This window comes from Polymorphum gilvum SL003B-26A1 (genome assembly GCF_000192745.1).
GTDB lineage: Bacteria > Pseudomonadota > Alphaproteobacteria > Rhizobiales > Stappiaceae > Polymorphum > Polymorphum gilvum.
In genome coordinates, this window is the sequence record NC_015259.1 from 1,821,960 (window position 1) to 1,835,523 (window position 13,564).

Sequence of the window (13,564 nt, forward strand, 5' to 3'; positions counted from 1 at the left end):
TTTGACTGGCGACCGATGCGAGCCGGAAAGCGTCCCGCCTCGAACCTTAACGACTGACCTGCGTAACGGATAGAGAGCGACGCCGATGGCGAAGGAAAAATTTGAGCGCACGAAGCCGCACGTGAACATTGGCACGATCGGCCACGTTGACCACGGCAAGACGACGCTGACGGCGGCGATCACGATGACGCTCGCCGAGACGGGCGGCGCGGTGGCCAAGGCCTACGACCAGATCGACGCGGCTCCGGAGGAGAAGGCGCGCGGCATCACGATCTCGACGGCGCATGTGGAGTACGAGACGGAGAACCGTCACTACGCCCACGTCGACTGCCCGGGCCACGCGGACTACGTGAAGAACATGATCACGGGCGCTGCGCAGATGGACGGCGCGATCCTGGTGTGCTCGGCGGCCGATGGCCCGATGCCGCAGACGCGCGAGCACATCCTGCTGGCGCGCCAGGTCGGCGTTCCGGCGCTGGTGGTGTTCATGAACAAGGTCGACCAGGTCGACGACGAGGAGCTGCTGGAGCTCGTCGAGATGGAGCTGCGCGAGCTGCTGTCGTCCTACGACTTCCCGGGCGACGACATTCCGATCGTCAAGGGCTCTGCGCTGGCGGCGGTTGAGAACCGCGACCCGGCGATCGGGCGCGACGCGATCCGCGCGCTGATGGCGGCTGTGGACGAGTACATCCCGACGCCGGAGCGTCCGATCGACCAGCCGTTCCTGATGCCGATCGAGGACGTGTTCTCGATCTCGGGCCGCGGCACGGTGGTGACCGGTCGCGTCGAGCGCGGCATCGTCAAGGTCGGCGAGGAAGTCGAGATCGTCGGCATCCGCGACACGCGCAAGACGACGGTGACGGGCGTCGAGATGTTCCGCAAGCTGCTGGACCAGGGCCAGGCGGGCGACAACATCGGCGCGCTGATCCGCGGCATCGGCCGCGAGGACGTGGAGCGCGGCCAGGTGCTGTGCAAGCCGGGCTCGGTGACGCCGCACACGAAGTTCAAGGCCGAGGCCTACATCCTGACGAAGGAAGAGGGCGGCCGTCACACGCCGTTCTTCACCAACTACCGGCCGCAGTTCTACTTCCGCACGACGGACGTGACCGGCATCGTGTCGCTGCCGGAAGGCACCGAGATGGTGATGCCGGGCGACAACGTCTCGGTCGAGGTGGAGCTGATCGTGCCGATCGCCATGGAAGAAGGCCTGCGCTTCGCCATCCGCGAGGGCGGCCGCACCGTCGGCGCCGGCGTCGTCGCCTCCATCATCAAGTAAAGACTTGATCCGACGCCGGATCGCCCAACGCGGTCCGGCGTCGTCCTGTCTCTGAAACCGCTTGCCAAGTGCGGGCGACAGGGACTATCAGGAGCAAGATCCGCGGCGCCGAAAGGTGTCGCCGAAAGGGGTATAGCTCAGTTGGTAGAGCGGCGGTCTCCAAAACCGCAGGTCGGGGGTTCGAGCCCCTCTGCCCCTGCCATTTTGTTCTTGATCATCGGCCCCCGAGGCCTTAGTTAGGGATACTCGGGCGAGGCGCGCGGAGTACTCTGCGCGCCCGCACGTCGTGATGAGACCGGAACCGGTATGGCGAAAACCAATCCCTTTACATTTGTCCAGCAGGTGCGGTCGGAGGTGTCCAAGGTCACCTGGCCGACCCGGCGGGAAACTGCAGTGACGACTGTCATGGTGTTCGTGATGGTGCTGATCGCTTCGATCTTCTTCCTGCTCGCCGACCAGGCGATGAGCTGGGGGATTGGCCTGCTCCTCGGCATCGGCGACTGACGCCGGGGTTCCAAGAAAAAAAGATGCGGATCTGAGGTCATGGCCAAGCGCTGGTACATTGTGCACGCCTATTCGAATTTCGAGAAGAAGGTGGCCGATTCCATTCGCGAAAAAGCCGCTCAAAAGGGCCTGTCGGACCTTTTCGAGGAAATCCTCGTTCCGATGGAAAAGGTCGTCGAGGTGCGTCGCGGGCGCAAGGTCGACGCCGAACGCAAATTTTTCCCGGGCTATGTCCTGGTGAAGATGGAAATGACCGACGAGGCGTTTCATCTGATCAAGAACACCCCGAAAGTGACCGGCTTCCTCGGTACCGACCAGAAGCCGATGCCGATTTCCGAATCGGAAGCGCAGCGCATCCTGCATCAGGTGCAGGAGGGCGTGGAGCGGCCGAAGCCGTCCATCAGCTTCGAGGTCGGCGAACAGGTACGCGTCTCCGACGGCCCGTTTGCGTCGTTCTCGGGTCTGGTGGAGGAGGTCGACGACGAGCGTGCCCGCCTCAAGGTGGCGGTGTCGATCTTCGGCCGGGCGACCCCGGTGGAACTGGAATTCGGCCAGGTCGACAAGATCTGACCGAGAAACGCCGCCGACCGGCGGCAGATGCGTCGCGGCGCGGGTCCTACCCGCGCCCTGTCGTGTCGAAGGGTGGAAGGGGATGCGCGTCTTCGCCGGGCGCGTCGAGCCGAACCACCCGCTCCTGAAAGCCGGATTTCCGGCGCTCTTGCTAGGAGAGACCAATGGCGAAGAAAATCGAAGGATACATCAAGTTGCAGGTCGCTGCCGGCTCTGCGACGCCGTCGCCGCCGATCGGCCCGGCGCTCGGCCAGCGCGGCCTGAACATCATGGAGTTCTGCAAGGCGTTCAACGCCCAGACGCAGGACATCGAGAAGGGCGCTCCGTGCCCGACCGTGATCACCTATTACTCCGACCGCTCGTTCACGTTCGAGATCAAGACCGCTCCGGTGAGCTTCTTCCTCAAGAAGGCGGCGAACCTGAAGTCCGGGTCCAAGACCCCGGGCCGCGGCACGGTCGGCAAGGTCACCAAGGCCCAGGTGCGCGAAATCGCCCAGGCCAAGATGAAGGACCTGAACGCGAACGACGTCGACGCAGCGATGCGCATGGTCGAAGGGTCTGCGCGGTCCATGGGTCTCGAGGTCACGGAGTAAGGTCATGGCGAAGATTGGAAAGCGCATCCGTGCCGCACGCGACGGCATCGACCGCAACAAGACGTATCCGCTGAGCGAGGCTCTGGCCCTGATCAAGGAGCGCGCCAAGGTCAAGTTCGACGAGACCGTGGAAGTGGCGATCAATCTCGGCGTCGATCCGCGTCACGCCGACCAGATGGTCCGCGGCGTCTGTATCCTGCCGAACGGCACCGGCAAGACCGTGCGCGTGGCGGTGTTCGCCCGCGGCGACAAGGCCGACGAGGCCAAGGCGGCCGGCGCAGACATCGTCGGCGCCGAAGAACTGGTCAACGAGGTGCAGGGCGGCAAGATCGACTTCGATCGCTGCATCGCGACGCCGGACATGATGCCGCTGGTCGGCCGCCTCGGCAAGGTGCTCGGCCCGCGCGGCCTGATGCCGAACCCGAAGGTCGGCACGGTGACGCCGGACGTCGCCTCGGCCGTGCGCGACGCCAAGGGCGGTGCCGTGCAGTTCCGCGTCGAGAAGGCCGGTATCGTGCATGCCGGCGTCGGCAAGGTGTCGTTCAGCCAGGACGCGCTGGTTGAGAATATCCGCGCGCTGCTGGATGCCGTGCAGAAGGCCAAGCCGTCCGGCTCCAAGGGCACCTACCTGAAGCGGGTCGCCCTGTCGTCGACGATGGGGCCGGGCGTCAAGGTCGATCCGTCGACCATCGCCGCCGGCTGAGTCGCGGCTACAAGAAGTTCCTCCCGGTTCGCGCCGGGAGGTCCGATCCGGCCCAGGCCGGATCTCCCTGTCCGAGACTGCAGGTGCCGGGAAACCGGCTTAAGCCATACGGGCCTGCATAGATGGGTCAGAACCGCATTCCTCCGACCGGCTCGCCGGGCGGTCAACCGGTTCGAACCATGCGCCTTGCCGCGCCCTGCGCGAGCGAGGGGACAGGAACCCTGAGCGTCGCCTCGCGCCGCGCCCGGGTTTCCCCGGGCCCGTAGCGGGCGGCAAAGGCAAACCGGTGGCGGCAACGCCACCAAATGGAGAAGGCAAGTGGAAAGAGCGGAAAAGCACGAGTTCGTGACGTCGCTCAACGAGGTGCTGGGAAGCACCGGCGTTGTCGTCGTCGCGCACTATGCGGGTCTTTCGGTTGCGCAGATGACCGCGCTGCGGTCGAAGGTGCGTGAGGCCGGCGGGTCCGTCAAAGTTGCCAAGAACCGCCTTGTGAAACTTGCCCTTCAAGGCACGGAACTGGAGCATATCGCCGACCTGTTCAAGGGCCCGACTCTGATCGCCTATTCGGACGATCCGGTCGCAGCCCCGAAGGCCGTCGTCGATTTCGCCAAGACGACCGACAAGTTCGTCATCCTTGGCGGCGCGCTCGGTTCCACCAACCTGAATGCGGACGGAGTCAAGTCCCTGGCTACCATGCCGTCGCTCGATGAGCTGCGTGCAAAGCTGGTCGGCATGATCCAGACCCCGGCGACCCGCATCGCCCAGGTTGTCAACGCTCCGGCCGGGCAGCTCGCCCGCGTCTTCGGCGCGTATGCCAAGAAGGACGAGGCCGCATAAGGCGCCCTTACCAGCACACTGTCTACGACCAAGCACTGGTTCGAATACGAAGGTAATGAAAAATGGCTGATCTCGCAAAGCTCGTTGATGAACTGTCCGCCCTGACCGTCATGGAAGCGGCCGAACTGTCGAAGCTCCTGGAAGAGAAGTGGGGCGTTTCCGCCGCCGCTCCGGTGGCCGTCGCCGCCGTCGCCGCCGGTGGCGGTGCCGCTGCTCCGGCCGAGGAAGAAAAGACGGAGTTCGACGTCGTCCTGGCCGATGCCGGCGACAAGAAGATCAACGTCATCAAGGAAGTCCGTGCCATCACCGGCCTTGGCCTGAAGGAAGCCAAGGAACTGGTCGAAGGCGCACCGAAGACCGTCAAGGAGCAGGTCTCCAAGGCCGAAGCCGAAGAGCTGAAGAAGAAGCTCGAAGAGGCCGGCGCCAAGGTCGAACTGAAGTAATCGGGCATCTGCCCATCGCGGTCCCGGGCTTCCCGGGACCGCATTTCCAGCCCCGGCGGGTCGCGACCCGGTTCCGGGGCGTCCGTCCCAGATAGGGGACGGTTATCCGAAGCGCCCGGGCGGATCGCCCGATTGGACAAGGGGCGTTGCGGACAGCCGTCACCCAGGCGATACGAGGAGCGACAATGACCCACACGTTCAACGGTCGCAAGCGTGTCCGGAAATTTTTCGGATCGATCCGCGATGTTACGGCGATGCCCAACCTCATCGAGGTGCAGAAGGCGTCCTACGACCAGTTCCTGCAAGTCGACGAGCCCAAGGGTGGGCGCAGCGACGAAGGCCTGCAGGCCGTGTTCCAGTCCGTGTTCCCGATTTCCGACTTCGCGGGCACCGCGCTGCTGGAATTCGTGCGGTTCGAGTTCGAAGCGCCGAAATACGACGTCGAGGAATGCCGCCAGCGCGGCATGACCTATGCCGCGCCGCTGAAGGTGACGCTGCGGCTCATCGTGTTCGACGTCGACGAGGACACCGGCGCCAAATCGGTCAAGGACATCAAGGAGCAGGACGTCTACATGGGCGACATGCCCTTCATGACGGACAACGGCACCTTCATCGTCAACGGCACCGAGCGCGTCATCGTTTCGCAGATGCACCGCTCTCCCGGTGTGTTCTTCGATCACGACAAGGGCAAGACCCACTCCTCCGGCAAGCTTCTGTTCGCCGCACGCGTGATTCCCTATCGCGGCTCCTGGCTCGATATCGAGTTCGACGCCAAGGATATCGTCTACGCGCGCATCGACCGGCGCCGCAAGATCCCGGTCACGTCGCTGCTGATGGCGCTCGGCCTGGACGGCGAGGAAATTCTCAACACCTTCTACAAGCGCATCGAGTACAGCCGCTCGGGCAAAGGCGCCTGGCGGATGCCGTTCGATGGCGATCGCCTGAAGGGAACCAAGGCCTCCTATGATCTCGTCGATGCCGATAGCGGCGAGGTGGTCATCGAGGCCGGCCGCAAGATTACCGCGCGTACGATCAAGCAGCTCACCGAAAAGGGTGTCAAGGCCCTTAAGGTGACCGACGAGGACCTGCACGGCCAGTATCTGGCCGAGGACATGGTCGATCCGTCGACCGGCGAGATCTATGCGGAAGCCGGCGACGAGATCAACGCGAAGATCCTCGACGAGCTGGTCCAGCGCGGCTACGAGGACATCTCGGTGCTCGACATCGATCATGTCAACACCGGCGCCTATATCCGCAACACCCTGGCGGTCGACAAGAACGAGTCCCGCGAGGATGCCCTGTTCGACATCTACCGCGTCATGCGCCCGGGCGAGCCGCCCACCATCGACAGCGCGGAAGCGATGTTCCAGTCGCTGTTCTTCGACGCCGAACGCTACGACCTGTCGGCGGTCGGCCGCGTCAAGATGAACATGCGCCTCGACCTGGAGTGTGAGGATACCGTCCGCACGCTGCGCAAGGAGGACATCCTTGCGGTCATCCGGCTGCTGCTGGAGCTGCGCGACGGCAAGGGCGAGATCGACGACATCGACAACCTCGGCAACCGGCGCGTGCGCTCGGTCGGCGAGCTTATGGAGAACCAGTACCGCGTCGGCCTGCTGCGCATGGAGCGCGCGATCAAGGAGCGCATGAGTTCGGTCGAGATCGACACGGTCATGCCGCAGGACCTGATCAACGCCAAGCCGGCGGCGGCGGCGGTGCGCGAGTTCTTCGGCTCGTCGCAGCTCAGCCAGTTCATGGACCAGACCAATCCGCTGTCTGAAGTCACCCACAAGCGTCGCCTGTCGGCGCTCGGTCCGGGCGGCCTGACGCGCGAGCGCGCCGGCTTCGAGGTGCGCGACGTGCATCCGACGCACTACGGCCGTATCTGCCCGATCGAGACGCCGGAAGGCCCGAACATCGGTCTGATCAATTCGCTTGCGACCTTCGCCCGGGTCAACAAGTACGGCTTCATCGAAAGCCCGTACCGCAAGGTCAAGGACGGCGTCGTGTCGAACGAGGTCGTCTACCTGTCGGCGATGGAAGAGGCGAAGCACTACGTGGCGCAGTCCAACGCCGAGATGGACGAGAGCGGTCGCTTCGTCGAGGACCTGGTGACCTGCCGACACGCCGGCGAGAACATGCTGGTTCCCTCGGACCGCGTCGACCTCATGGACGTGTCGCCGAAGCAGCTCGTGTCGGTGGCGGCAGCGCTCATTCCGTTCCTGGAGAACGACGACGCCAACCGCGCGCTGATGGGCTCTAACATGCAGCGCCAGGCGGTGCCGCTGGTGCGCGCCGAGGCACCGTTCGTCGGCACCGGCATGGAGTCGATCGTGGCGCGCGACTCGGGTGCGGCGATCGCGGCCCGCCGCGGCGGCGTGGTCGACCAGGTCGACGCGACGCGTATCGTCATCCGCGCCACGGAAGACCTCGATCCGTCCAAGTCGGGCGTCGACATCTACCGCCTGATGAAGTTCCAGCGCTCCAACCAGAACACCTGCATCAACCAGCGTCCGCTGGTGCGTGTCGGCGACGTGATCAGCAAGGGCGACATCATCGCCGACGGTCCGTCGACCGATCTGGGCGACCTGGCGCTCGGCCGGAACGTGCTCGTCGCGTTCATGCCGTGGAACGGCTACAACTTCGAGGACTCCATCCTGCTGTCCGAGCGCATCGTGCGCGACGACGTGTTCACCTCGATCCACCTCGAGGAATTCGAGGTCGCGGCCCGCGACACCAAGCTCGGGCCGGAGGAAATCACGCGCGACATTCCCAACGTGTCGGAAGAGGCGCTGAAGAATCTCGACGAGGCGGGCATCGTCTACATCGGCGCCGAGCTGAAGCCGGGCGACATCCTGGTCGGCAAGATCACGCCGAAGGGCGAAAGCCCGATGACGCCGGAAGAGAAGCTGCTGCGTGCCATCTTTGGCGAGAAGGCGTCCGACGTGCGCGACACCTCGCTGCGGCTGCCGCCCGGCGTCACCGGGACGGTCGTCGAGGTGCGGGTCTTCAACCGGCACGGCGTGGAGAAGGACGAGCGCGCCATGGCCATCGAGCGCGAGGAGATCGAGCGCCTGGCCAAGGACCGCGACGACGAGCAGGCGATCCTCGACCGCAACGTCTACGGCCGCCTGGCCGAGATGCTGATCGGCAAGACCGCGATCGGCGGACCCAAGGGCTCGAAGAAGGACGTTGTCATCTCCGGCGATGTGTTGAACGAGTTCCCGCGCTCGCAATGGTGGCAGTTCGCTGCGGACGACGAGAAGTTCATGAGCGAGGTCGAGGCGCTGCGCGGACAGTACGACGAGAGCCGCAAGCGCCTGGAGCAGCGCTTCATCGACAAGGTGGAGAAGCTGCAGCGCGGCGACGAACTGCCGCCGGGCGTCATGAAGATGGTCAAGGTCTTCGTTGCCGTGAAGCGCAAGATCCAGCCGGGTGACAAGATGGCCGGCCGTCACGGCAACAAGGGCGTGGTGTCCAAGATCAACCCGAACGAGGACATGCCGTTCCTGGAAGACGGCACGCATGTCGATATCGTCCTGAACCCGCTGGGCGTGCCGTCGCGCATGAACGTCGGGCAGATCCTGGAAACGCATCTCGGCTGGGCCTGCGCCGGCATGGGCCGGAAGATCGGCGAGTTGTACGACCAGTACCGCAAGTCGGGCGAGATCAGCGCGCTCAAGGGGCAGATCGTCGAGATCTACGGCGACAACCTGAAGGGCGACCCGGTCAAGGAGTTCGACGACGAGAGCATCGTGCGCCTTGCCGACCAGTTGAAGAAGGGCGTCTCAATCGCGACGCCGGTCTTCGACGGTGCCCATGAGCCCGACATCGTCGACATGCTCAAGGTCGCAGACCTCGATCCTAGCGGCCAGTCGGTGCTCTACGACGGGCGCACGGGCGAGCCGTTCGACCGCAAGGTGACCGTCGGCTATATCTACATGCTCAAGCTGCACCACCTTGTCGACGACAAGATCCACGCCCGTTCGATCGGTCCCTACTCGCTTGTCACGCAGCAGCCGCTGGGCGGCAAGGCCCAGTTTGGCGGCCAGCGTTTCGGCGAAATGGAGGTCTGGGCCCTGGAAGCCTATGGCGCGGCCTACACGCTGCAGGAAATGCTCACGGTCAAGTCGGACGACGTGGCCGGCCGCACCAAGGTCTACGAGGCGATTGTCCGCGGCGACGACACGTTCGAGGCCGGCATTCCGGAGAGCTTCAACGTGCTCGTGAAGGAAATGCGCTCGCTCGGCCTGAACGTGGAACTGCAGCAGACCGAGGTGCCCCAGATTACCGACGAGCCCGCGGCTGACGCTGCGGAGTGATCCGCGGGCATGAAAAAGACCGATTTAGGACGTTAAGTGCCGGACGAGGGGAGCGGGCTTTCAAGCACGCTCCCTCTCCGTGCATCGAAGGAGAGAGCCCATGAATCATGAGGTCATGAACCTGTTCAACCAGCAGGCTCCTGCACAGACCTTCGACCAAATCCGGATTTCGCTCGCCAGCCCCGAACGGATCATGTCTTGGTCCTACGGCGAGATCAAGAAGCCGGAGACGATCAACTACCGGACGTTCAAGCCTGAACGCGACGGCCTTTTCTGCGCGCGCATCTTCGGCCCGATCAAGGACTACGAGTGCCTGTGCGGCAAGTACAAGCGCATGAAGTACAAGGGCGTCATCTGCGAGAAGTGCGGCGTCGAGGTCACGCTGTCGCGCGTCCGGCGCGAGCGCATGGGCCACATCGAGCTGGCCGCGCCGGTCGCCCACATCTGGTTCCTGAAGTCGCTGCCCTCGCGCATCGGCCTGCTGCTCGACATGACGCTGAAGGATCTGGAGCGCGTTCTCTATTTCGAGAACTACGTCGTCCTGGAGCCGGGCCTGACGCCGCTCAAGCCGAACCAGCTGCTGTCGGAAGAGGAATACCTCAACGCGCAGGACGAGTACGGCGAGGACGCCTTCACCGCCATGATCGGCGCAGAAGCGATCCGCGAAATGCTCATGAGCCTCGATCTCGAGCGCGAGAGCGAGAAGCTGCGCGTGGAGATCGCCGAGGCGACCACCGAACTGAAGCCGAAGAAGCTGGCCAAGCGGCTTAAGGTGATCGAGGCGTTCCAGCAGTCGGGCAACCGTCCCGAATGGATGATCATGACCGTGATCCCGGTCATTCCGCCGGACCTGCGTCCGCTGGTGCCGCTCGACGGCGGCCGGTTCGCGACTTCGGACCTGAACGACCTCTACCGTCGCGTGATCAACCGCAACAATCGCCTGAAGCGCCTGATCGAGCTGCGCGCGCCTGACATCATCATCCGCAACGAGAAGCGGATGCTGCAGGAATCCGTCGACGCGCTGTTCGACAACGGTCGCCGCGGACGCGTCATCACGGGTGCAAACAAGCGTCCGCTGAAGTCGCTCAGCGACATGCTGAAGGGCAAGCAGGGCCGCTTCCGCCAGAACCTGCTCGGCAAGCGCGTCGACTATTCGGGCCGTTCGGTGATCACCGTGGGTCCGGAGCTGAAGCTGCACCAGTGCGGCCTGCCGAAGAAGATGGCGCTCGAACTGTTCAAGCCGTTCATCTATTCGCGACTCGACGCCAAGGGCTTCTCCTCGACGGTGAAGCAGGCCAAGAAGCTGGTTGAGAAGGAGCGTCCGGAAGTCTGGGACATCCTCGACGAGGTCATCCGCGAGCACCCGGTTCTGCTGAACCGCGCGCCGACGCTGCACCGCCTCGGCATCCAGGCGTTCGAGCCGATCCTGATCGAAGGCAAGGCGATCCAGCTGCACCCGCTGGTCTGCTCGGCCTTCAACGCCGACTTCGACGGCGACCAGATGGCCGTGCACGTTCCGCTGTCGCTGGAAGCCCAGCTTGAAGCGCGCACGCTGATGATGTCGACCAACAACATCCTGCATCCGGCGAACGGCGGCCCGATCATCGTGCCGAGCCAGGACATTGTGCTCGGTCTCTACTATCTGTCGATCATGGCCGACGGCGAGCCGGGAGAGGGCATGGCCTTCGGCAACATGGGCGAGATCCATCATGCGCTCTCCAACAAGGTCATCACGCTGCACACCAAGATCCGCGGCCGCTACAAGTCGGTCGATGCGGACGGCAATCCGACCTCGCAGATCTTCGAGACGACGCCGGGCCGGATGATGATCGCCGAACTGCTGCCGAAGCATCACGAGGTTCCCTTCGACACCTGCAACAAGCTGATGACGAAGAAGGAAATCTCCCGGATGATCGACACCGTCTACCGCGCCTGCGGTCAGAAGGAGACGGTCATCTTCTGCGACCGGATCATGCAGCTCGGGTTCAAGAACGCCTGCAGCGCCGGCATTTCGTTCGGCAAGGACGACATGGTCATTCCGGACACCAAGGCGAAGCTGGTGGCGGAGACGTCGGCCATGGTCGCCGAGTATGAGCAGCAGTACAACGACGGCCTGATCACGCAGGGCGAGAAGTACAACAAGGTCGTCGACGCCTGGGCCAAGTGCACGGACCGCGTCGCCGACGAGATGATGAAGCGCATTCAGGCGGTTCAGGTCGAAGAGGAGACCGGGCGCCAGAAGCCGATGAACTCGGTCTACATGATGTCGCACTCGGGTGCCCGCGGCTCGCCGGCACAGATGAAGCAGCTCGCCGGCATGCGCGGCCTGATGGCCAAGCCGTCGGGTGAAATCATCGAGAACCCGATCATCTCGAACTTCAAGGAAGGCCTGTCGGTTCTGGAGTACTTCAACTCCACGCACGGCGCCCGCAAGGGCCTGGCCGACACTGCGCTGAAGACCGCGAACTCGGGCTACCTGACCCGCCGCCTCGTCGACGTGGCGCAGGACTCGATCATTCTGGAAAAGGATTGCGGTTCGCAGAACGGCATCACGGTCCAAGCGATCGTCGACGCCGGCCAGGTGATCGCGAGCCTCGGCCAGCGCGTGCTCGGCCGCACGGCCGCGGAGGACGTCTACAACCACGCCACCGGCGAGATCATCGTGCCCAAGGGCCGCATGATCGACGAGAAGGACGTGGAACTGATCGAGGCGGCTAAGGTCCAGCAGATCAAGATCCGCTCGGTGCTCACCTGCGAGACCGAAACCGGCGTTTGCGCGACCTGCTACGGCCGCGACCTGGCGCGCGGCACCCCGGTCAACATGGGCGAGGCGGTCGGCGTCATCGCGGCCCAGTCGATCGGCGAGCCGGGCACCCAGCTCACGATGCGTACCTTCCACATCGGCGGTACCGCCCAGGTGGTCGACAGCTCGTTCATCGAATCGAACGTCGACGGCACGATCAAGATGCGCAACCGCGCGGTCACCCGCGACAGCGACGGCAACCTGATCGCCATGGTCCGCAACATGTCGATCGTCGTGGTCGATAGTGACGGCAACGAGCGCGCAGTGCACCGTGTCACCTACGGCTCCAAGCTGCATGTCGACGAGGGCGATGCGGTCAAGCGCGGCCAGCGGATCGCCGAATGGGATCCGTATACCCGGCCGATGCTGTCGGAAGTCGATGGCGTTGTCGATTTCGAGGACCTGGTGGACGGTGCCTCGGTGCAGGAAACCACCGACGAGGCGACCGGCATCACCAAGCGCGTGGTCATCGACTGGCGCACTTCGCAGCGTGGCCAGGACCTCAAGCCGGCGATCGTCGTCAAGACGGAAACCGGGGAGATCGCCAAGCTGGCCCGCGGCGGCGATGCCCGCCTGCTGCTGTCGGTGGATGCGATCCTCTCGGTGCAGCCCGGCAGCCGGGTCAAGGCCGGCGACGTGCTCGCCCGTATCCCGTTGGAAAGCGCGAAGACGAAGGACATCACCGGCGGTCTGCCGCGCGTGGCCGAACTCTTCGAGGCGCGGCGGCCGAAGGACCATGCGATCATCGCCGAGGTGTCCGGCACGATCCGGTTCGGACGCGACTACAAGAACAAGCGGCGGATCATCGTCGAGCCGCATGACGAGTCGCTGGAGCCGGTCGAGTACCTGATCCCGAAGGGCAAGCACTTCCACCTGCAGGAAGGCGACGTCATCGAGAAGGGCGAGTACGTCCTCGACGGCAACCCGGCGCCGCACGACATCCTCGCGGTCAAGGGCGTGGAAGCGCTTGCGGCCTATCTGGTCAACGAGATCCAGGAGGTCTACCGGCTACAGGGCGTGGTGATCAACGACAAGCACATCGAGGTGATCGTTCGCCAGATGCTTCAGAAGATCGAGATCACCGATCCGGGCGAGACCGAGTTCTTCGCCGGCGAGCAGGTCGATCGCATCGACTTCGAGGAGGTCAACGAGCGGACGATCGATGCGGCCAAGACTCCGGCGAAGGGCGTGCCGGTGCTGCTCGGCATCACCAAGGCGAGCCTGCAGACCCGATCGTTCTTCTCCGCGGCCTCCTTCCAGGAGACGACGCGCGTCCTCACCGAGGCGGCGGTCAATGGCAAGACCGACCCGCTGGTCGGCCTGAAGGAGAACGTCATCGTCGGACGCCTGATCCCTGCCGGTACCGGCGGCGTGATGAAGCGGATCCGGCAGATCGCGACCCATCGCGACGATCTGATCCTGGACGAGCGCCGCAAGCGTTCCGACGAAAGCGCCGCCGAGGGTCTGCTGGAAGACCTGTCCGGCGCTGCCGAATAGCGATCGGGCTCGAAAC

Annotated in this window: 9 protein-coding genes and 1 tRNA gene; all 10 read left to right on the top strand. The window is 64.4% G+C overall.

The genetic code is table 11. From position 1 onward, the window contains the following. Positions 1–85: 85 nt before the first annotated feature. Positions 86–1,276, top strand: coding sequence for an elongation factor Tu (gene tuf, locus SL003B_RS08720; protein ID WP_013652468.1), 1,191 nt, complete (start codon positions 86–88; stop codon positions 1,274–1,276). Positions 1,277–1,402: 126 nt separating this feature from the next. Further along, positions 1,403–1,478 (top strand) — tRNA-Trp (locus tag SL003B_RS08725). Between the two features lie 104 nt (positions 1,479–1,582). Further along, on the top strand, positions 1,583–1,780 hold the full coding sequence (gene secE / locus SL003B_RS08730; RefSeq protein ID WP_013652469.1) for a preprotein translocase subunit SecE: 198 nt from the start codon (positions 1,583–1,585) through the stop codon (positions 1,778–1,780). Between the two features lie 39 nt (positions 1,781–1,819). Beyond that, entirely contained in the window at positions 1,820–2,350 is a 531-nt protein-coding gene (nusG, locus tag SL003B_RS08735; protein ID WP_013652470.1) for a transcription termination/antitermination protein NusG, read from the top strand. Between the two features lie 164 nt (positions 2,351–2,514). Continuing rightward, positions 2,515–2,943, top strand: a complete 429-nt coding sequence (gene rplK / locus SL003B_RS08740) for a 50S ribosomal protein L11 (protein WP_013652471.1) — start codon at positions 2,515–2,517, stop codon at positions 2,941–2,943. Between the two features lie 4 nt (positions 2,944–2,947). Then, a complete protein-coding gene (rplA, locus tag SL003B_RS08745; protein WP_013652472.1) occupies positions 2,948–3,646 on the top strand; it encodes a 50S ribosomal protein L1 in 699 nt (232 codons plus the stop codon). Positions 3,647–3,964: 318 nt separating this feature from the next. After that, positions 3,965–4,483 carry a 50S ribosomal protein L10 gene (rplJ, locus tag SL003B_RS08750; RefSeq protein ID WP_013652473.1) on the top strand — a complete coding sequence of 173 codons (519 nt, stop codon included), beginning with the start codon at positions 3,965–3,967 and terminating at the stop codon, positions 4,481–4,483. 62 nt (positions 4,484–4,545) lie between these two features. After that, positions 4,546–4,926 carry a 50S ribosomal protein L7/L12 gene (gene rplL, locus SL003B_RS08755; RefSeq protein ID WP_013652474.1) on the top strand — a complete coding sequence of 127 codons (381 nt, stop codon included), beginning with the start codon at positions 4,546–4,548 and terminating at the stop codon, positions 4,924–4,926. A 185-nt stretch (positions 4,927–5,111) separates the two neighbouring features. Next, positions 5,112–9,248 (top strand): DNA-directed RNA polymerase subunit beta, encoded by a 4,137-nt coding sequence (gene rpoB, locus SL003B_RS08760; protein WP_013652475.1) that lies wholly within the window; start codon positions 5,112–5,114, stop codon positions 9,246–9,248. A 100-nt stretch (positions 9,249–9,348) separates the two neighbouring features. Beyond that, the gene (rpoC, locus tag SL003B_RS08765; RefSeq protein WP_013652476.1) at positions 9,349–13,548 is read left to right on the top strand and encodes a DNA-directed RNA polymerase subunit beta'; all 4,200 of its coding nucleotides are present in this window, start codon (positions 9,349–9,351) and stop codon (positions 13,546–13,548) included. The last annotated feature ends 16 nt before the right edge of the window (positions 13,549–13,564 follow it).

What these genes read in the sequence shown, in the direction of transcription:
- tuf (WP_013652468.1), top strand. Translation starts at nt 86, where the DNA reads ATGGCGAAGGAAAAATTTGAGCGCACGAAGCCGCACGTGAACATTGGC.
- secE (WP_013652469.1), top strand. Translation starts at nt 1,583, where the DNA reads ATGGCGAAAACCAATCCCTTTACATTTGTCCAGCAGGTGCGGTCGGAG.
- nusG (WP_013652470.1), top strand. Translation starts at nt 1,820, where the DNA reads ATGGCCAAGCGCTGGTACATTGTGCACGCCTATTCGAATTTCGAGAAG.
- rplK (WP_013652471.1), top strand. Translation starts at nt 2,515, where the DNA reads ATGGCGAAGAAAATCGAAGGATACATCAAGTTGCAGGTCGCTGCCGGC.
- rplA (WP_013652472.1), top strand. Translation starts at nt 2,948, where the DNA reads ATGGCGAAGATTGGAAAGCGCATCCGTGCCGCACGCGACGGCATCGAC.
- rplL (WP_013652474.1), top strand. Translation starts at nt 4,546, where the DNA reads ATGGCTGATCTCGCAAAGCTCGTTGATGAACTGTCCGCCCTGACCGTC.
- rpoB (WP_013652475.1), top strand. Translation starts at nt 5,112, where the DNA reads ATGACCCACACGTTCAACGGTCGCAAGCGTGTCCGGAAATTTTTCGGA.
- rpoC (WP_013652476.1), top strand. Translation starts at nt 9,349, where the DNA reads ATGAATCATGAGGTCATGAACCTGTTCAACCAGCAGGCTCCTGCACAG.